Here is an 18,953-nt window from a genome sequence, read left to right on the forward strand (position 1 = left end):
GCGATTGTCCGGCGACGGCTGCAACGCCTTCGAAAGAAAAGGGTGTTCCATGATGAATTCACCGATTTCGGCCCCCGTCGTCTGTCTGCACTCGCTCTTTCTCGACCCTCGGATGTTCGACGGCTTGGCCGCCGCCGGTGACGGCCGAATCCGGGTCCTCGCTCCGGAACTGCTCGGGCAGGTGTCCCGGGTCGGCGAAGTGTCCCGGACGGTGACGATGGAGGACGTGACGGAAGACGTCCTCGCCGCCATCGACGCGGCGGGGTTGGAACGCTACTCGCTCGTCGGGCAGTCGATGGGCGGCGACGTGGCCGTCCGTATCGCCGCACGGCGCCCCGCGGCGGTCGAGAAGCTGGTCCTGCTCGGTTCGTCGGCGCGTGCGCAGACCCGGGAGGACCTGGGGGAGTTCGCCGACCTGCCCGACCGGATCGAGCGGGAGGGATTCACCCGGGAGATCGTCGACATCGTGATGACGATCATGTTCGGTGCCGGCACGCTCGCCGACGAGAGCCGTCGCGACATCCACGAGATGTGGCGAGGCCGCATCGCCGAACTGTCGCCGGGGCTGGTACACGCGGTGCGCGGCGTCTTCGAACGGGAGGGATGCCTCGAACTCCTGCCGTCGATCCAGGCACCGACGCTCATCGTGTCGGGCACCGAGGATCTCGGCCGCCCGCCCGCCTGGTCGGACGAACTCTTCGAAGGCATCCCCGACGCCCGCCTGCTCCGCTACAAGCAGGGCCACAGCCCCATCCTGGAGGCACCGGGCCTGGTCGCCCCCCTGGTCCTCGATTTCCTGACCACCTGATCGTTCCCGACCGCCTGATCGCCGCCCCTCACGACCCGGCGACCCCCGTTCCCGCGGCGCGGGCGCCGGGCCTGAGCGCCGGGTCCACGGCCTCGCACGCTCGACAGCGCGCCTCCGACCCCGGATCCGTGTCCGGTACCGATCGAGCAGCCGGTCGGGGTCAGGGAAATTCCCCCGAAGACCCGACCAAGCGCAAGAACAAGCCCTACCCCAGGACGTGTTGCCGAGCCGAGCGTACGCCGTCGCCCACCACGGAGTGCACGCTCGTGCCGGGCAGCGTCGGTAATGCGGCCCAGTGGGTGACAGGTTCGGCGCAGGGTCGGCCGTACGGCAGCCGAATGACCCGGTCGGAGTCGATCAAGCAGTCGCGGTGCTCGGCACCGTCCTCGTCGACGTAACGGGCAGCGAAACGCATGGGCAGCACCAGCCGGAAGTCCTGACCGGACTCCTCGTCGCTCGGGTGGGTCGGATAGCGGCCGGTTGCCGCCGCCGCTACCGGCATGCCGTCCGCCGGCAGCCGTTCGCGTGCGTCCACCCACTCCACGGGCACGTCCATTCCGCTCCCGAGCGCATGTTCCGCGTCCGCGTGTCCGGTCGATCACGACGACGCTCCTCGTGGAATTCTCGGGCTGATGAAGCCATCACCCGCGACTGCGGAAACGGCGTCGCCCAACGCCGATGGAGCGTCCGGTGGCGCGCTGCTCGGCGAGAATCGCTGCCTTCCCGACGCGTCACCGCACGACTTCGCGGCTCGGTGTGGTTGCCGGGTGTTGCCGACGGCCCGGGCCGCGTCGGCTGGTGCTGCGACGGTGAGGGGTCGTGGGGTTGGTGACTCCGGCGGTTGGATGCGGTGGCGTCCGTTGGGCGCGGTGGCCGGGCCGGTCAGTGGGCGCGGGGTTCAACTACGGTCGTAGGCTCCACAGTTCGATCCCCGCCAGGCCTTCTGCGGCGGCGAGTTCGCGGCCGTTCGGGCTGAAGGCCAGAGGCCCCGGGGAATGGGCGAGTTCGCTCGCGGTCGAGAGGGTTCCGATGCGTTTGCCGTCGGCGACGGTGTACAGCTGCACTCCGGGGCCGGTGTCGTTGCTTCCGACGGCGATCGTTGTGCCGTCGGGGCTGAAGGCGAACGCGTTTCCGCGGAACGACACGGTCTTCGTCCAGGTCGTCGTGTCGTACAGGGTCACCGCCTCCCCGCCGGACTGCAACCGGGCCACGGCGAGGAGGCTGCCGTCCGGGCTGTATCCGACCGCCGTGGTATCGGCACCCGGGCTCGTGTCGGCGGGTCGCAGTGCGATCGGGGTGGCGTTGCCCGAGGCGAGGTCGATCAGGTAGGGGGCGTGCCCGGTGGCGGTGGCGGTGGCGCCGACGACCGATAGGCCGTCCGGGCTGACGACGGGCGGGTAGGCCGCCGTATCGAGCGCCGACGCCAGGTGATGCGACGCGCCCGCGGTCAGCGCGGTGCCGGACAGCGTGTACGTGCCTACGGCGACGGTGGGTGCGGACACCCCCGTGTACACGTAGAACGTCGTGCCGTCGCGGCCGAATCCGAGGCCCCTGTCGGGGTTCCCTCCGACGTTCTGGGCGGCCGTCGGTGGCGGGAATCCGTTCGATATCAGCGCGCCGGTGGTCGGATCCCAGGCGCGGTCCTGATATCCCGTCGTCACCAACTCCCCGCCGTCGCGCGTATATGACAGCGAAGAGACGGGACGCCCGGGGAAGATCGCGTCCGTCAGTTTGGTCGCGGCGCCGGACGTGTTGTTCCAGACGAAGGCGTCGGCGCCCTGACCGGGACCGGCTATGTGTCCACCGTCCGGGCTGAAGGCCAGCGGTCCGTCCAACCGCGCGCCCGACTCGTCGGTGAAGGTGCGGACGAGCCGACCGGCACTCGGCAGGACGGGAGCCGACGCGAGGCCCGGATCCCCACCGTCCGCTCCGGCACTCCCGGGGGTCGGATCGGCCGACGCGAATACCCGATCGGTCGGCGTACGAGCGGCGGAGTCGCCCCCGCCTCCCGAACAACCACAGACGATCATGGCAAGGCCGAACGCGACGAACGACACACGGCGACGACGCACGGATCCCCCCGACGGACGCGGCTGCACGGCACGACACGAAAACCGTACGACAGCACGCCGGGCGGCGTTCGGGAATCCGCAAGCTTCGAGGACCGGTCGCACCTCCACACTCTCGACGGTCCCTGTCCATGCCGAAGCGACCCGCGAGAACCGGTTGTTGTGGGGCCGATGGCGCCGGGCATCCATCCCGCACAACCCCAAGGCTGCTCCGACGGCCGGGCCGGCCACGATCCACCGCTCGTCGGACGCCTCCGCCGCGGCCCGCCCGGCCGCCGGAGTCACTGCCGCCTCGTCGGTACCGCCGTGCGAAGAACCGGGTGAGCCGGGCGAGAAAGGTGTGGGAGGACCCAGTGGTGGTTCGTGTTCTCCTTCGACGCCCACGCTCCGTCCCGTCGCCGAGCCCCCGCGTGCGCGCGTCCGCATCGTCATGTGTCGACGGGCGGTGGGTCGTCGGCGTCGAGGCCGTGTCGCAGCCATGCCCGCCACCTTCGGGCCCGCGCGTGTTCTCCCGCGTTCTCGGCCGCCTCGGCCAGCCGGACCATGGGCGAGGTGTTCCCGGCATCGGCGGCCTCGAGGGCGACACGTTCGGCCCCGACGTGATCGCCCGCCCTGCTCCGCAGTTCGGCCAGTTGTCCCAGGGCGTGGGCGGGTTCGGCGCCGACGGCTTCGCGGTAGAGGCGTTCGGCGCCGTCGAGGTCTCCGGTTCTCTCCCGCAACTCGGCCATTAGCGGCAGCGCCGGGGCGTATCCGGCGTCGACGGCCTCGCGGTAGAGGCGTTCGGCGTGGTCGAGGTCGCCCGCCTTTTCGCGCAGCTCCGCCAACAGCGGCAGTGCCGGGGTGTACCCGGCGTCGACGGCCCGCCGCAACAGGCGCTCGGCGCCGGCGGCGTCCCGCTTGTCCGCACGCGTCTTGGCCAACCGCGCGAGGGTGTAGAGGTTCTGCGTCGCGTCGGCGACGTCGCGGGCGACGCGTTCGGCTCCTTCGTGGTCTCCGGTCCGTTCCAGGGAGAGGGCCAACGATGTCGACGCGCGCGTGTTCCCGGCGTCGGCGGCCCGGCGGTACATGCGTTGTGCCGCGTCGTGCTGTCCGGCCTTGTCACGCGCGTCGGCCAGCCACATCAGGGCGTGTGGGTCTCCCGCGTCGATGGCCTCCCGGCACAGGCGTTCGGCCGCGTCGTGGTCCCCGGCATTTTCCCGCAACTCGGCAAGCCGCTTCAGCGGGTAGGTGTTTTTGGCGCCGGCGGCCCGGCGGGCCGCACGTTCGGCGCCGGCGCCGTCACCCGCTCGGATTCGCCGCCACGCCATGCGCGTCATGGCGTGGCGGGATCCGGCGTCCGCGGCCCGGATGTACCAGAGTTCGGCTCCGTCGTGGTCGCCCGCGTCCTCGGCCGCCTCGGCCAGCCATCCGAGGGCGTCCGCGCTCCCGGCGTCGGCGGCTTCGTGATACAGGCGTTCGGCGTGGGCATGATCCCCCGCCCGTTCCCGCATCCCGGCAAGACGGGCCAGAATATCGGGATTTCCGGCGGAGGCGGCCTTGCGAGCCAAGCGTTCGACGCCGCTGCTGTCCCCGGTCTGGTGGCGCAGCTCGACCAGCCGTCGCTGCGCACCGGGCTCGCCGGCGTCGGCTGCCTCGCCGTAGAGGCGTTCGGCGTCGTCTCGCCGTCCGGCTCTCTCGTGCATCCAGGCCGATCGCATCAACGCGTCGGTACTCCCGGCGAGGGCGGCGTGGCGATACAGGCGTTCCGCGTCGGCACCCCGTCCCGTCCGCGCGTGCCAGTCGGCAAGCAGGGTCAGTGCGTGGGCATCACCTGCGTCGATCGCCTCGCGGGTGAGGAGTCCGGTGTCGTGGTGTCCCGTACGCACCCGCAGTTCGACCAGCCGGGTCAACGCGTCGTGGTTTCCGGCGTCGACGGCCATGCGGTAGGCGCGTTCGGCGCCGTCATGGTCTCCCGCGTGCTCCCGCATGTCGCCCAACCGGGTGAACGCGCGCGTGTTCCCGGCGTCGACGGCCGCGCGGCATACCCGTTCCGCGGCCTCGTGATCTCCCGCTTGCTCTCGCAACTCGGCCAACCACAACAGGGAAATGGCGTTGCCGGCGCCGCGAGCCGCACCATCGCTCCCGTCCCGCGAGCCGGTCGAGGCGGCGGGAGCGCGCGGAGCTCCGAGCTCCGCAGCCCTCGCGTAGAGGTGTTCGGCATGGCGCAGCCGCAGCCTCTCGCGCGCGGCGTGGGCGAGGTTGAAGGTGTCGACGAAGGTGTGGGCGTGGTCGTGGGCGGCGGTCCAGAACGAAGCGCCGGGACACAAGGTGTTACGGGTGCTGCGGGCGTGTTGTTCGAGGTAGTCGGCGAGGCGATAGGTCGGTCCGTCATTCGAGGCCGGGTTGCGGGTGCGTCGTCGTGGTCGGATGCGGGTCAGGGGTGCGACCGCGCCGTGGACGCGTTCTGTGGTGTAGGCGAGGGCCTGTTCGAACCAGTCGTCGGCCAGCGCGTCGGACTCGTCGTCGGTGAGGTACGCGTCGGCTGCGTCCTCGAGGAACGCCTGTCGCAGGACGGGTCCGTGGCCGAGGCGGCGGGCGTCCATGGCGGCTTCGAGTACCGCCCGTGCGTGGGCCGGGGCGAGGTCGAGGCGTTTGAGCAGTGCGAGGGCGCCCGCCAGGAACTGGGCCACGCGCCCGTCGTCCCCACGGGCGAGGGCGTGTGCCAATCGCGGGTCCTCGTCCGCTGTGGTGCGCAGGGTCTCCAGGTCGGTACCGGTGAACGTCTCGGGTACGCGCAGATCGGTGCCGGTGAGCAGCGCCCGTGCCTGCGCGTGCGGATCCGGATGGTCGGCTGAGGGCTGACCGGTGAGGGTGTTCCAGTACGGGTCCGGCCACAGCGTCGCCAGCACGAGCACCGGTCCCCGGGCGCGATCGCGCAGCAACTCGCGCAACTCCGCCGCGACGCGCTCGCCGATGCCGGCCGGTTCCAGGTAGAACTGGGCCTCGTTGAGCCACACGACCGTGTGCGGCCCCACCGCGGACAACTCGGCCAGGGCGGCTTCGGGTCGTCCGGGGGCGATGGGGTGCCACAACCGCCACCCGTCCGGCACGCCTTGGAGGGCTTCCCAGCAGGCGCGGGTCTTGCCGGTGGAGGACCCGCCCACCAACGTGACCATCGTGCTCTCCCCGCCCGACGCACGCTCCACCGCCGCACGCAGCTCGCGATCGTGGGCGCGCGGGACGTACACCGGCAGCACCGGCAGCCCGGCCCGCTCGTGTTCGGGGGCATCGATCGCACGGTGCACCTCCAGGGCGAACGGGTCCGTGAACTCCCGCACCGGCCTCCCGACCAGGCGCTCCCCATCCCTCGGGGCCGCCTCCGCCCTGGGCACGTGGGGGCGTCCGGCGGGACGACGTTCACGCTCGGCCTCGCCGCGCAGGCGTTCCCACACCGCGACGGGCGTCGGTACATAGGCGTGATCCCGGCGGGTGGCCTCGTGCCCGAGCCAGGTCACCAGGAACGCGAACCGGCGCGGATCGGCGGGCACACCGCGCCCGTTGAGCCAGTCGCTGAGCACACCGGGGTTCAACACCACCGCCGGTTGTTGCCCGGCACCCTGACGGACAAGTTTCGCGTACGTGGGTGATCCGGCCCGTTCCCACAGCTCCCGCAGCGAATAGGCCAGTTCCGCCGCCCTGCCGCCCGCATCTCCCGCCACGACCCCGGACCTCGACCCTCTCGACCCGTCCGGTCCGGATCCGGACCGAACCCCCACCGGAAAACCCGCGCCCCCGGACCCAGCAGCCTAAAGACACACGACCGGCCCGGGAGCGGTCGCCGGAAAAACCTCCGCCGGCGCCCGATGAGGCGAGACGAACCCGCCCGGGGTTCGCACCCACTCGGGGAGACCACCATGAACGACGACCAAGCCGCCGCCCCCACCCCCGCTCCCGGCCGCACGGCCCGCGCTCGTCTGGCCCGTGCCGGCCGAGTTCTCGTCACGAGCGCCGCCCGGGGCCTGGCCACCGGCGTCGGCACCACCGCCGGAACGTGGCTCGTGTGGTGGATCACCCACCGCTGACCTCTCGCGTAACCATCACAACGACGCGACGCCGTCCCCTTGGTGCGCCGTTGCCCACCACGGGTCGCGCCACCGCAGGTCGCGGGCGGACGCCGGTGTCGTATCGACCGGAGTCCGCCCGTGACCCGCCCGGTCGGCCTCGGAGGATGGGCCGACCGGTGCGGCTGCCCCCACCTCCCGAACGCATCCGGGCTTCGACAAGGAAGACTTCCATCCCAACTGGAATGCGAAGACGCCTACTTGCCCAAACGGCGCGACGAGTCCGCCCTGGCATCCGACACTCGCCGACGGACAAGAGCGACTGTGACGTGACCACCGCCGTACAGACCTTCGAGAAGGCCGCCAAGCACCCGTGGCAGGTACGACGGCGTCGGCCTTGCCGTAGGGGCCCTACTCGGGGACGGATTCCGCCCGCCCGGTGCTCGGCCGTTCGCCCGGCAACCAGCGCAGGGCGAACCACAGTTCCATCCGAACGTCCGGATCGTGCAGGTCCAGGTCCAGCAGGTCACCGATTTTGGCGATGCGCTGGCGCACGGTGTTGCGGTGCAGGTCGAGTGCGGCCGCGGCGCGGTCCCAACTCCCGTGATGGGCGAGCCAGGTGCGCAGGGTTTCCAGCAGCATCTCGTAACCGGGCGAGGGCGCATCGACCAGCGCCGCGAATCGGGCGCGTGCCAGAGCCCCCGCGTCGGCCGCGGAAACGAGCGAGTGCATGCTCGTATCCTGGTCCCGATGCCGCCGGTTCGGAATCCCCGCCGCGAGCGCGTGCCGCAACGCGCGCTCCGCCTGATTGGCGGCCACCGCGAGGTCGACCGTGGCGGACGGCGCGCTGAAGCCGAGCGTCCACCCGAGCCGATTCGCCGCCGCGGGATCCGGGGCCGGCGAGCCGGGCGCGGTGGGCACGAGCGCGTACACGTCGCGCTCGCGCAGATCCAGGTATGGCGTGGCCAACGCGGTACCCAACGCGGCCAGTTGCACCGGGTAGTCGCCCGAGTCGGCCCCCGGGCCCGGTCGCTGTCGGCCGAGCCGACCACGGACCACCACCCAACCGGCACCCGGTGTCGACGGCATCAGCAGCGATGCCACCTCCTGCGGCGACCCACCGAGCATCAGCCGCACCAGCGCGGCCGAGCTGCGGCTGTCGCCGCCGAGGGCGTGCCGCGGGCTGGTCAGTAGGGACAACAGCACGGCCGCCACCGCGGTCACCGAGTGTTGTACCGCCGTCGGGGCGGTGCCCGAGACCACCCCGATCGCCGGCGGCACCCCGCCGGTGTCCCCGCCCGGCAACGCGTGCACGGTCAGATGCAGCCCGCCGACGTGGTCCGCGGCCGTCGAGGGCGCGACCCGATCCCGACCGGCCGCGCCGTGGCCCGACGGCGCGATCGTACGCGCCATCAACGCGCGCAGCCGCTCCGCCGCCTCCGGATCCGGCCGCACGCCCGCGGCCACCAGTTCGTTGCCGGCCGGATCGAGCAGCACGGTCCACGCGTCGAGCTGCACCGAGAGCCGATCGAGTACGGACCGCAGCGCGTCGGCGCGGACCGCGGCCGTGACCAACGCGCCCTGTGCCCGGCTGACCCGGCGCAGGTCCCGATAGCGCGACTCGGTCATCGCGGCGTGCGCGGCCCGGCTGACCGCGACGAACGGAGTGCCGTCGGGAACCCGCAACAGAGGCAGCTCGTGCCGATCGCAGGCCTCGATCAGCGCCGTCGGCACGTCGTCGTACACCGGCACCAGGCCGAAACCCAAGGCGCCGGCGCCCGCCCGCGCGATCCGACCCGCGTACGCGTCGATGCCCTCGGGCGTCTTGGGCAGCGGTACCCCGGCGGTGAGCAGGAGCTCCCCACCGATCAGATACGGCGTCGGATCCTCCAATTCGGTGACGCCGGTCGAGGAGATCGGCCGGTCCTCGCGCGGGCCGGCGATCTGTCGCAGCCCCAGCGTCGGGTCGGCGAGCAGCACGCTCAGCGGGACACCGGGAACGCTCGGGTCGACGGTGAGGTCGAGCCCGAGTCCGTCCTCGTTCGGCCCGGCCGGACGAGGCGTGTCGACCGACGGCATGGCGACACCTTCCGCTCGGGATGATTCATCTATTTCGGCTGATCATAATGGATAGAAAAGCCACTTCTCCGGTGTTGTCGCCCGGACGTAGGTTCATACCCACAAGGCGAGCGGTCGCCGCGCCGCCCCCGGTACGACAACCACCGCCGACCCGCCGCTTCGGGCCTCGGCCCCGGTCTCGGTTCCGGACGGCGTCCGCGCTTTCCCCGGCGCCCCCACATTCCCCTTCCGCAGGCGATTCCTGCCGTCCTTGCGAGGTCCTCCGCCATGACTTCCACCGCCGCCCGCGGCCCCGTCGACTCCTCCCGCATCCCGCGCCACGCGGGCCCCGACACCTTCGCCCGCCTGCCCCCTACGGACGAAGTCCCGACCACCGACATCGTGGTGCCAACCGGCGCGGGCACCGCCCACGCACCGACCACCCCGACGGCGCGACGGATCGCCGGTGAACGGGCATGAAGCCGCACCACGAACCCGAGGCGCCCGCGACCCGCAACGGCGGCGACCTGGTCGTCGAATCGCTCGTCAACCTCGGTGCCGACCGGGTCTTCGGCGTGCCCGGTCAACACGCGCTCGGCCTGTTCGACGCGCTGCGTCGCTCGCCGCTGCGTTACACGGGACTGCGCGTGGAGAACAACGCGGGTTTCGCCGCCGACGGCTACGCGCGCAGCGCCAGCACCGTGGCTCCGCTGCTGCTGTCCACCGGCCCCGGCGCGCTCACCGCGCTCCCGGCGCTCCAGGAATCGGCCGCCGCCTCGGTGCCGGTCCTGGCCATCTCCAGCCAGATCCCCTCGTCGGGCCTCGGCGGACGCCGACGCGGCCACCTGCACGAACTGGTGGACCAACAGGCCAGCTTCCGCGACGTGGTCAAGTCCGTGCACCTGGTCGGCGCGGCCTCGCAGATCCCCTCCGCGCTCGCGGCGGCGTGGGAGTCCGCGCTCACCCCGCCGTACGGTCCGGTGTGGATGGAGATCCCCCAGGACATACTGCTCGCCGGCACCGAGGTGCCCCGGGTGACCGGGCTTCGGGTACGCCCTCGAGTGCCGCTCGCCCGCCCCGAACTGCTCGCCGAGGCGGCGGCGTTGCTGGTCGCCGCCGAACGGCCGGTGATCCTGGCCGGCGGCGGGGTGATCCGCGCCGGCGCGAGCGCGGAACTGTTGCGCCTGGCGCGCATCCTGGACGCGCCGGTGGCCTGCACGTTCGGCGCCAAGGGCGCCTTTCCCTGGACCCACCCGCTCTCGCTCCAGTCCTGGTTGGAGGATCGGCACACCACCGAACTCCTGGACGACGCCGACGTGTTGCTCGTGGTCGGCTCCGGACTGGGCGAACTCTCCACCAACTACCACACGCTCGCCCCACGAGGCCGGATCGTCCAGATCGAAGCCGACCCGCGCAAGCTGGAGTCCGTCCATCCCGCGTTCGGCATCCACGCCGACGCGCGTGCCGCGCTGGCCGTGCTCGGCGATTCGGTCTCGCCGCGATCGCCCGGCACGGGCGCGGCGATCGCCCGTACCCTGCGCGAGCGGGTGGCCGCGCGGATCGCGGACCAGGGGCTCGATCTCGAACAGGCCGTGCTCGCCGCGGTACGGGCCGCGCTGCCCGACGACTCGCCGGTCTTCTTCGACATGACCATCCTCGGCTACTGGGCATGGTCCGCCTGGGACGCCCGACGGCCCGGCGCGATGCACTCGGCGCAGGGCGCCGGCGGACTCGGCTACGGCTACCCGGCCGCGCTCGGCGCGGCGACCGCCGACCCGGCGCGTCCGGTGCTCGCGGTTTCCGGGGACGGCGGCGCGATGTACTCGATCGCCGAACTGGCCACCGCCCGCCAGGAGAACCTGAACGTCACGTGGCTGATCGTCGACGACGGCGGCTACGGAATCCTGCGCGAATACATGACGGGCACCTTCGGCGAGACGACCGGAACCGAACTGGCCCGCCCCGACTTCGTTCGGCTCGCCGAATCCTTCGGCGTTCCGGCCACGCTCACCACACCCGCCACGCTGAGGCGCGATCTCGCCGCGGCCCTGGCCGCCCCCGGCCCCCGGGTGGTCGTCCTGCCGGCCCTGCTGCGGATGTTCGAGCCCACCCACGCGGAACGGACCGACGGCGCATGAGCACGCCGCCGGGCCCGACACCCGCCCTGCCCCACACCGACCCCACCCCGGCCACGCGAGGAGCACGACGATGAGAACCGACGACCGAGTCCCGGCGGGACAGCCGCCCGCGCCCGGCCTGAAGGCGAACGCCATCGGGCTCTCCGGCGCCCTCATGCAGTCGGTGACCACGATGTCCCCGGCCATCACGGTCGCCTTCACCGTGCCGTTCCTGGCCGGCACCGCCGGCGTGGCGAGCCCGCTGGTGGTGCTGCTCGCCGCCGTGGTGTCCTACCTGCTCGGCTACTCGCTGGCCCAACTCGCCCGACACATGACCTCCGCGGGCACCTACCACAGCTTCGTCAGCCGACTGCTCGGCCCGCGCTGGGGATTCCTCGCCGCGTGGGCGTACCTGCTGTTCTACCCGGTCGCCACCGCGATGTTGTGCGGATTGTTCGGCTCGACGACGCACCGGGTGCTGCTGAGCGAATACGGCTGGGACGTGCCGTGGTGGGCGCCGATGATGCTGCTCCTGGTGGCGGTCGCCGCACTGGCCTACCGAGGCGTCGAACTGGCCGTGGGCGTGACCGTGGCGCTGGGCGTGTTCGAGATCGTGGTGATGGTCGCGCTCTCCGTCTGGGGCCTGATCCAGCCCGGTGCCGGCGGGACCAGCCTGAACTGGCTCACCGGGAGCGGAGCGCCCACCGGCAACGGCTTCTTCCTCGGCTTCGTGTTCAGCATCTACACCTACACCGGCTGGGACGCCGCGGCCTCGCTCGGCGAGGAGACCGCGAACCCACGCCGGAACATCCCCAAGGCCGTGCTCGGCTCGATCGTCATCCTGGGCGTGTTCGTCGTGCTGACCACGTGGGGGCAACTGACCGGCTGGGGGATTCGCGACATCCAGGGCTTCGTCGACTCCGAGCAGATCCCGATGTTCGTCCTCGCGCACAAGTACTGGGGCCCGCTGTGGTTTCTGGCCCTGCTGGCGCTGCTCAACTCGATCATCGGCGGCGCCATCGCGTGCATGAACGCCTCGGCCCGGTTCATGTACGGCATGGCCCGAGCCGGTGCGCTGCCCGAACCGCTCGCCCGGCTGAGCCGGCATCAAACGCCGGCCGCGGCGATCGGGGTACAGACGGTGATCAACGTCGTGGTGGGGCTCGCGATGATCGGCACCGTCGGGCTGTACAACGTCTACTCGTTCACCGGGCTGATGTTCACCTTCGCCCTCGCCGTGGTGTACGTGATGGGCAGCGTCGCGGTGTGGCGGATGTACCGGACCATGGCACGGCACGAGTTCACCTGGCTCAAACACGCCCTGGTTCCGTTCCTCGGCAGCGCCGCGCTGATCCTGGTGGCGTACGAATCACTGGACCCGCTGCCCGAGAGCCCGTTCGTGTGGGCACTGCCGGTGGTCGTCGTGTGGATGGCCGGCGGTCTGGTCCTGCTGCTCGTTCGCAGGCGCGGGCTCGACGACGACTCGCCCGAGGCCGAGCGTCCGGGCGCGACCGCGGCGCCGGCCCGATGAGCGCCGAGGGCAAGCGGGTCGTGGTCACCGGCGGTTCCGGTCGGGTGGGCCGGTACGTACTGACCGAACTCGCGGGCGCGCACGACGTGCTGAACGCCGACCTCACTCCCGGGAAGGACGGCCCCGATGTCGCCTTCCGCCGCACCGACATCCTCGAACCCGCGACCCTGGCCTCGGCGTTCGCCGACGCCGACGTGGTGGTCCACCTCGCTGGGATCGACTACGACCACGCGACCGACCCGCGGGCCTGCGTCCGGGTCAACACCCTCGGCTGCTGGAACGTGCTCCAGGCGGCCCGCGAACAGGACGTCACCCGCGTCGTGGTGTGCTCCAGCGTCGCGGCCACCGGACTGCACGAACTGCGCGCCGGATGGACCCCGACCCGACTGCCGGTGGACGACACACATCCGAGCCGGCCGGTGGACGCGTACGGCATCAGCAAGGCGATGGTCGAGGTGACCGCACGCGGCTTCGCCGACGCGGGCGGGTTGGAAGTGGTGTGCCTGCGCCCCTGCGCGGTGGTCTTCCCGGAGAACCTGCACACCTTCGTCGACCCGGCGACGGGAGTCGGCCCGCGCACGCTGCACGACTACGTCACGGCGGAGGACGTCGCGCGCGCCTTCCGAGCCGCCGTGGAAACCACCACGCCCACCTTCGGGCCCTACCTGCTCGCCGCGGCGGACTGCGCCCACCCGGACCCGACGTTGGACTGGTACACCCGCGAGGTGGGCGAGATGCCCGCCGACCTCGACCGGGACCGCTTCACCCGCGACCCCCACGCCGGCGCGGTCCGCACCGACGGCGCGCGCGCCGCCCTCGGCTGGGAACCACGCGGGCGATTCACCGACCTCCTCACCCGGCATCACCACGACCCTCACCGGAGGACCCCATGACCGACCCGACCCGGCTGCGCGACCTCACCGGCCCCGAGATCGCCGCCCGAGCGGCGCACGAGGTGCTGTTCCTGCCGCTCGGCTCGATCGAACAACACGGCCCGCACCTGCCGGTGGACACCGACACACACATCGCCGAGCGTTTCGCCGAGGCCGTGTGCGCCCGCGTCGGCGGCCTGGTCGCCCCCGGGTACACCTACGGGTCGCGATCACGGCCGATCAGCGGCGGCGGCGAGCGGTTCCCCGGCACGGTCTCGCTGAGCGCCGCCACGCACAGCGCGCTCGTGAGCGACCTGGTGGTCAACTACGCCAGACACGGACACCGGCGGATCGTGCTGGTCAACGGCCACTTCGAGAACACCGCGCCCGCCGTCGAGGGAGTCGACCTGGCGCTCGAACGCGGCGCCGACGTACGGGTGTTGATGGTGAACTGGTGGGAGGTGATCGGCGCGGACACGCTGGACCGGATCTTCGCCGGCGACTTCCCCGGCTGGGAGGCCGAACACGCCGGGATCGTCGAGACGTCGCTGATGATGCACCTGGATCCGGGCCGGGTACACGCCGACGCGATCAGCCCGACGACGGTCGCGATCACCCCGCCGCCCTACACGGTGCTGCCGGAACGGCCGGGCCTGGTCGACCCCTCCGGCGTGCTGCGCACCGCGCACGGCAGCTCGGCGGCGATCGGCGAGGCGATCTTCGAGGGTGCCGCCGAGGCGATCGCCGCCGTGGTACGGGCCGAGTTCGGCGCGGCCGGGGGAGTGGAGCGATGAGCACGGGTACCGGCTGTGACACCCCGGCCGAAGTGGCCGTGGTCAGCGGCGCGGCGGCCGGGATCGGCCTGGCCTGTGTCCGCGAACTGCGGCGACAGGGTTGGCTGGTGGCCGGATGCGACCTGCGGGCCGGGGGCGAGGCGGACCTCGACGCGGTGGTGGACGTCGCCGATCCGGCGGCCGTCACGCGCTTCGTGGCCCGGGTCACCGCCGAACTCGGGCCTCCCACAGGTGTGTTGAGCGCCGCGGGCTACGTCGAGGAGATCCCGCTCGCCGAGATCTCGCCCGCGGCCTTCCGGCGGATGCTCGGCGTGCATCTCGGCGGTCTGCACAACCTCACCCGCGCCACCCTGCCGACCATGGTGGATCGAGGCGGCGGCGCGATCGTCACGGTGGCCTCCGAACTGGCGATCACCGGTGGCGAGGACGCCGCCCACTACGTGACCGCCAAGGGGGCACTGTTGGGCCTGACCCGAGCGCTGGCCGCCGAACTGGCGTCGACCGGGGTGCGGGTGAACGCGGTTGCCCCCGGCCCCACCGACACCGCGATGCTGGCCGCCGGCACGATCTGGCGCGACCCGGCGTACCTGGCCACTTTGCCCACCGGCGCACTCGTCCGGCCGGAGGAAATCGCGATCACCGCGGCCTTCCTGCTGTCCGGCCGCGGCGCGCTCACCGGGCAGGTCGTGTCCCCCAACGCGGGAACGGTGATCTGATGCGGTCGTTCTCGAACCACGCCGTACTCGTCGGCCTGCCGACCGAGGTCGGCCGGGCCGCGACACAGGTGCTGGGCGCGCGCGGCCGACGGGTGACGTCGCCCGCGGCCGACGCGGACGGGCCGGCGCCCGATCTGTTCGTGATCGGGACCACCGAGCCGGGGCCGGCCGCGGACTTCGCGGACACCGACCCGGCGACCTGGTGGGCCGCCGTCGAGCGGCGGCTGTCCACGCTGTTCGCCCTGGCCCAGGGGGCGGGGCGGGACCTCGCCGCCACGGGTGGGGGACGGATCGTGTTCGTCCTCGACGCGCGCGGTCTGGCGGGGGAGGCGGGCGCCACCGTCGACGCGACGGTCGGTTCGGCGGCGATCGCGCTGACCAAGACCCTGGCCCGCGAACTGGGCCCGGTGGGCGTCGCGGTCAACGCGGTGGCGGTCGCGGCCCCACCCCGGGACGGGTTCGCCGAACCGACACCGCACGACGTCGCCCAGACCGTCGCCTTCCTCGGCGACGCCCGTCTCCCGTCCCTGACCGGCCAGATCCTCCCCTGCACGGGCGGCACCATCCGCACCCGCGCATAGCCCGCGAATGCCCCGCCGCCGCCCACGCGGCCGGGGCGACCGAGGCCGGGCGCGGGCACCTTGTGCTCGTGCCCGGCCCGTTCCACGTCGCGGGGGCCTCACGCGGACCGGCCGCGTACGGTCACAGTTCCGCGAGTGCGGCGATCTTGGTGTCCTCGCGGGTGAACGCGATCTCGTCGACCGCGTTGCCCCGGGCCGCCGCGGTGTGGGACACCAGGGCTTGGAGCACGCACACCTCGACGAGGGCACGCTGGGGTCCGGTCAAACCCGTCGGGACGGTCACCGATACCGCCCCTGGGGGGACCACGCCCGTGCCGTCGGTGACCGTGAGTACCGCCGTCGGTTTCTCCAGGAGCTGGCGGGCCAACGCGAGTTCGCGGGCGTCGCCGATCACCAGATGGGCGGTGTCGGCGCCGGCCGAGTCCATCGGGCCGTGCAGGTACGACCGGGTCCCGTACGCCGTCGCCGGCACCAAAGGGCCCTCCCGGAGCAGCAACGCCACCGCCTCCGCCGTGGTCTGCTGCGCCGCGGAGGCCACCACGTCGACCGACCCCGACGCCAAAGCGCCGGCCGCGAAGTCGGCGAGCACCGCGTCGTTGGCCGACACCGCCTCCTCGATCAGGTCGGGCAACCGCCGCCAGCCGTCGTCGACCCGGCCCGTCGACGCCTCGTCCGCGAGCATGCCCAGCGCCGCGTACGTGACCACGAAACCCACCGTGGACACCCGGCTGTCGGGGAAACCGCCGAGGGTCAGCGCCGCACCCGCCGCCTCGCGCAGTGGACCGGTCTCGGCGTTGGTCACCGCCAACGTGTCCACGCCCGCCGCACGGAATCGGGTCACCAGATCCGCCGTCTCCCGACTGCGCCCGCTCTGCGACAACGCGACCACCAGTTCCACGTCGCCGATCGCGACGGGGTGGTCCGAACAGTCCGTCCGGGCCACGTCCAGACCGGCCGCGCGCAACGCGTACAGCGGGGAGGCCAACGCCGCGTGGCTGGCGCCGATGCCCGCGAGCAACACCCGCGGCCGACCCGGCGGCCACAGGTGGGTCCGGCCCGGCATCGCGGCCACCACCTCGCGCAGCGCCGCGACCTCGGCCCGCCGTCCCTCCTCGTACCCGTATCCGTACATCGGGGCCGCGCTCACGCGCCCGCCTCCGTTCCCGACGGCGTGCCCGACTTCGACCGGGGGCGCCAGGCGCGCCGCGCGACCGCCGGCACGTAGTCACCGAGATCCACCGGGAACCGCACCACGGTCTGCGTCTCCGCCGCGTAGTAGGCGGCCATCAGCAACTCGGTCACCTCGACCCCGCTGTCCAGCGATTCGAGCGGTTGCTCGCCGCGGGCGAACATCCCGGAGATGTGGGTGTTCTCCGCCGTGTAGCCGTACGCGGCGGGCTCGTCGGCGATCACCGGCATCAGGCCCTGCTCGGCGTTCTGCTTCTCCACCATGTCCTCGCCGCTCGCCTGTTCCAGGTTCCGCGAGAAGAACACGGTCGCGTCGCCGCTCAACGAGTTCGCGCTCATCGAGTACTCGGGCCCCAACAACTCGAAGGACAACCGCATGCCGGCGCCCACATAGCCCCAGGAGGTCATGGCCTCGACGACGACCGGCTCGTCGTCGCCGTTGACGAACGTGTACGTGGCGTTGGCGTAGTCCTCCGACGGCGTGTCGCGATAGTCCTGCACGCCGGGGAACTCCCGCTCCAGGCGCGCCGCGTACCGCTCCCGCCCCCAGCGCAGCGAGGCGATCGTCGCGGTCACCGATACCGGTCGCAACCACTGCGACGGCGCCACGCCCGGCGGGGTGAGCAGGAAACGACCGGCCTCCAGCGAGTGGCACATCAGGTCGTTGAGCACGCCGCCGCCCTGGGCCTCGCCGTCCCAGAACCACGCCGAGTGCGGACCGGAGTGCTCCTCGGTGCAGCGGGCCAGGTACGGCGTGCCCGAGTGGCGCGCGCCGCGGGTCCACATCAGTTCGCGGGCCCGGGTCAGGCGTGGCGCGTACACCTGGTTCTCCAGGTACGCGTGCGGGATGCCCGCCTCGCGCACCAGGTCGGCGACCTGTCGCGCCTCGGCGATGTTGCGGCCCAGCGGTTTCTCGACCGCGATGCCGCGCAGGCGGGCGCGGCCGGAGGCGACCTCGTCGCAGATGGCCCGCACGACCTCGACGCGGGTGTGGTTGGGGGTGAGCACCCAGACCGCGTCCACCCGTTCGTCGCGGACGAGGGCGGCGATGTCGTCGTAGGCGGTGACGTCCACGCCGACCCGCAGGTCCTCGGCGTAGGCGGCGAGTTCGCGGGCCCGGTCCAGGGTGCGGGACTGGGTGGCCACGATGTCGCTGCCGCGGATCGCCTGCCAGGAGCGTACGTGGAAGTGGGCGATGAAGCCGGAACCGATGATGCCGATCCCGAGCGGTCGCGCGTGCTTGTCGTTCACGTCGTGTTTGCCGTTCAAGAGGTGTCCTTGCCTGTTCGGGCGTGCGGGTGTGTCCGGGGGAGTGCGTGCGGGCGGGTGTGGGTCGTGCGGGGCGCTCAGCCCTTGACGCCCGTGAGGGTGATGCCCTGCACGAAGGTGCGTTGGGCGAAGAAGAAGACGACGACCACGGGGAGGGTGGCCAGCGTGGTGACCGCCATGATCACGCCCCAGTCCGTGCTGTGGGAGCCGTGGAAGGAGGCGAGGCCGTAGGCGATGGGCCAGTTGTCGGGGTTCTCCGAGGTGTAGAGCAGCGGCCCGTAGTAGTCGTTCCAGCACTGGAAGAACATGAAGATCGAGGCCGCGGCGATGCCGGGTTTGGCCATCGGCACCATGATCCGCAGGAGGATGCCCCACTCGCCGTTGCCGTCCATCCGGGCCGCGTCGATGTACTCCTTGGGGATGGAGAGGAAGAACTGGCGCAGCAGGAAGATGGAGAACGCGCTGCCGAACAGGTGCGGCAGGATCAGCGGCCAGAACGTGCCGACGACCCGGAAGTGTGCCCACACCGCGTACAACGGCACCTGGGTCACCTGCGGCGGCAACAACATCGCGACGATCACCACGAAGAACGCGACGCCGGAGAAGCGGAACCTGACCTTGGCCAGCACGTAGGCCACCGGCACCGAGGAGACGAGCATGAGCAGCGTCGAGGTACCCGCGTACAGCAGGGAGTTGGCGAACCAACGACCCAGCGGCGCGGTGTCGAACGCCTTCGTGTAATTGGACCATTCGAACGGGTTCGGCCACAACGCGCCGGTGAGGGTCTGGTTCCCGCCCATGAAGGACGTGAGCACCACGAACACCACGGGCACGAGGAAGACGAAGGCCAGGGCCAGCAGCAGCGCGTGCTCGGCCACATAGGAGAGCGCTCTCTTGGTGGGCACGACCG

The 18,953-nt window shown here is 72.0% G+C and carries 16 protein-coding genes; 9 read left to right on the forward strand and 7 right to left on the reverse strand.

The window, feature by feature from the left end; all coding sequences use genetic code 11:
• Positions 1-49: 49 nt before the first annotated feature.
• On the forward strand, positions 50-808 hold the full coding sequence (locus ACFRCG_RS17585) for an alpha/beta fold hydrolase (protein ID WP_380032430.1): 759 nt from the start codon (positions 50-52) through the stop codon (positions 806-808).
• A 205-nt stretch (positions 809-1,013) separates the two neighbouring features.
• On the opposite strand, the gene ACFRCG_RS17590 is transcribed toward ACFRCG_RS17585, so the two are convergent.
• From ACFRCG_RS17590 to ACFRCG_RS17600, 3 genes are all read right to left on the reverse strand, one after another.
• Positions 1,014-1,364, reverse strand: coding sequence for an AQJ64_40280 family protein (locus ACFRCG_RS17590; protein ID WP_380032432.1), 351 nt, complete (start codon positions 1,362-1,364; stop codon positions 1,014-1,016).
• 346 nt (positions 1,365-1,710) lie between these two features.
• Complete coding sequence (locus tag ACFRCG_RS17595) at positions 1,711-2,880, reverse strand: WD40 repeat domain-containing protein (RefSeq protein WP_380032434.1); 1,170 nt, start codon at positions 2,878-2,880, stop codon at positions 1,711-1,713.
• A gap of 425 nt (positions 2,881-3,305) precedes the next feature.
• The gene (locus ACFRCG_RS17600; RefSeq protein ID WP_380032436.1) at positions 3,306-6,575 is read right to left on the reverse strand and encodes a tetratricopeptide repeat protein; all 3,270 of its coding nucleotides are present in this window, start codon (positions 6,573-6,575) and stop codon (positions 3,306-3,308) included.
• 195 nt (positions 6,576-6,770) lie between these two features.
• On the opposite strand from ACFRCG_RS17600, the gene ACFRCG_RS17605 reads away from it, so the two are divergent.
• Entirely contained in the window at positions 6,771-6,938 is a 168-nt protein-coding gene (locus tag ACFRCG_RS17605; RefSeq protein ID WP_380032438.1) for a hypothetical protein, read from the forward strand.
• 390 nt (positions 6,939-7,328) lie between these two features.
• Here ACFRCG_RS17605 and ACFRCG_RS17610 read toward each other — a convergent pair whose 3' ends face one another.
• Positions 7,329-8,996, reverse strand: a complete 1,668-nt coding sequence (locus tag ACFRCG_RS17610) for a helix-turn-helix domain-containing protein (RefSeq protein WP_380032440.1) — start codon at positions 8,994-8,996, stop codon at positions 7,329-7,331.
• A gap of 267 nt (positions 8,997-9,263) precedes the next feature.
• Between ACFRCG_RS17610 and ACFRCG_RS17615 the strand changes: the two genes are divergently transcribed.
• The 7 genes from ACFRCG_RS17615 (at position 9,264) to ACFRCG_RS17645 (ending at position 15,586) form a co-directional block, all read left to right on the forward strand.
• Entirely contained in the window at positions 9,264-9,455 is a 192-nt protein-coding gene (locus ACFRCG_RS17615; RefSeq protein WP_380032442.1) for a hypothetical protein, read from the forward strand.
• A complete protein-coding gene (locus ACFRCG_RS17620) occupies positions 9,452-11,113 on the forward strand; it encodes a thiamine pyrophosphate-binding protein (RefSeq protein WP_380032443.1) in 1,662 nt (553 codons plus the stop codon). The genes ACFRCG_RS17615 and ACFRCG_RS17620 overlap by 4 nt, the downstream gene beginning before the upstream one ends.
• A 70-nt stretch (positions 11,114-11,183) precedes the next feature.
• On the forward strand, positions 11,184-12,623 hold the full coding sequence (locus ACFRCG_RS17625; RefSeq protein ID WP_380032445.1) for an APC family permease: 1,440 nt from the start codon (positions 11,184-11,186) through the stop codon (positions 12,621-12,623).
• Positions 12,620-13,516 carry an NAD-dependent epimerase/dehydratase family protein gene (locus ACFRCG_RS17630; RefSeq protein ID WP_380032447.1) on the forward strand — a complete coding sequence of 299 codons (897 nt, stop codon included), beginning with the start codon at positions 12,620-12,622 and terminating at the stop codon, positions 13,514-13,516. Before ACFRCG_RS17625 ends, ACFRCG_RS17630 begins: the two co-directional genes overlap by 4 nt.
• Positions 13,513-14,289, forward strand: coding sequence for a creatininase (locus ACFRCG_RS17635; protein ID WP_380032448.1), 777 nt, complete (start codon positions 13,513-13,515; stop codon positions 14,287-14,289). The genes ACFRCG_RS17630 and ACFRCG_RS17635 overlap by 4 nt, the downstream gene beginning before the upstream one ends.
• The gene (locus ACFRCG_RS17640; protein WP_380032450.1) at positions 14,286-15,005 is read left to right on the forward strand and encodes an SDR family NAD(P)-dependent oxidoreductase; all 720 of its coding nucleotides are present in this window, start codon (positions 14,286-14,288) and stop codon (positions 15,003-15,005) included. The genes ACFRCG_RS17635 and ACFRCG_RS17640 overlap by 4 nt, the downstream gene beginning before the upstream one ends.
• Positions 15,005-15,586, forward strand: a complete 582-nt coding sequence (locus ACFRCG_RS17645; protein WP_380032452.1) for an SDR family oxidoreductase — start codon at positions 15,005-15,007, stop codon at positions 15,584-15,586. The genes ACFRCG_RS17640 and ACFRCG_RS17645 overlap by 1 nt, the downstream gene beginning before the upstream one ends.
• A 121-nt stretch (positions 15,587-15,707) precedes the next feature.
• Here ACFRCG_RS17645 and ACFRCG_RS17650 read toward each other — a convergent pair whose 3' ends face one another.
• From ACFRCG_RS17650 to ACFRCG_RS17660, 3 genes are all read right to left on the reverse strand, one after another.
• On the reverse strand, positions 15,708-16,733 hold the full coding sequence (locus tag ACFRCG_RS17650; protein ID WP_380032454.1) for an SIS domain-containing protein: 1,026 nt from the start codon (positions 16,731-16,733) through the stop codon (positions 15,708-15,710).
• Positions 16,730-18,043, reverse strand: a complete 1,314-nt coding sequence (locus tag ACFRCG_RS17655; protein WP_380032456.1) for a Gfo/Idh/MocA family protein — start codon at positions 18,041-18,043, stop codon at positions 16,730-16,732. The genes ACFRCG_RS17650 and ACFRCG_RS17655 overlap by 4 nt, the downstream gene beginning before the upstream one ends.
• Before the next feature lie 77 nt (positions 18,044-18,120).
• Positions 18,121-18,948, reverse strand: a complete 828-nt coding sequence (locus tag ACFRCG_RS17660) for a carbohydrate ABC transporter permease (RefSeq protein WP_126638144.1) — start codon at positions 18,946-18,948, stop codon at positions 18,121-18,123.
• Positions 18,949-18,953: the final 5 nt, after the last annotated feature.

Origin of the sequence: Embleya sp. NPDC056575, assembly GCF_042793325.1 — a bacterium.
Classification (GTDB): domain Bacteria; phylum Actinomycetota; class Actinomycetes; order Streptomycetales; family Streptomycetaceae; genus Embleya.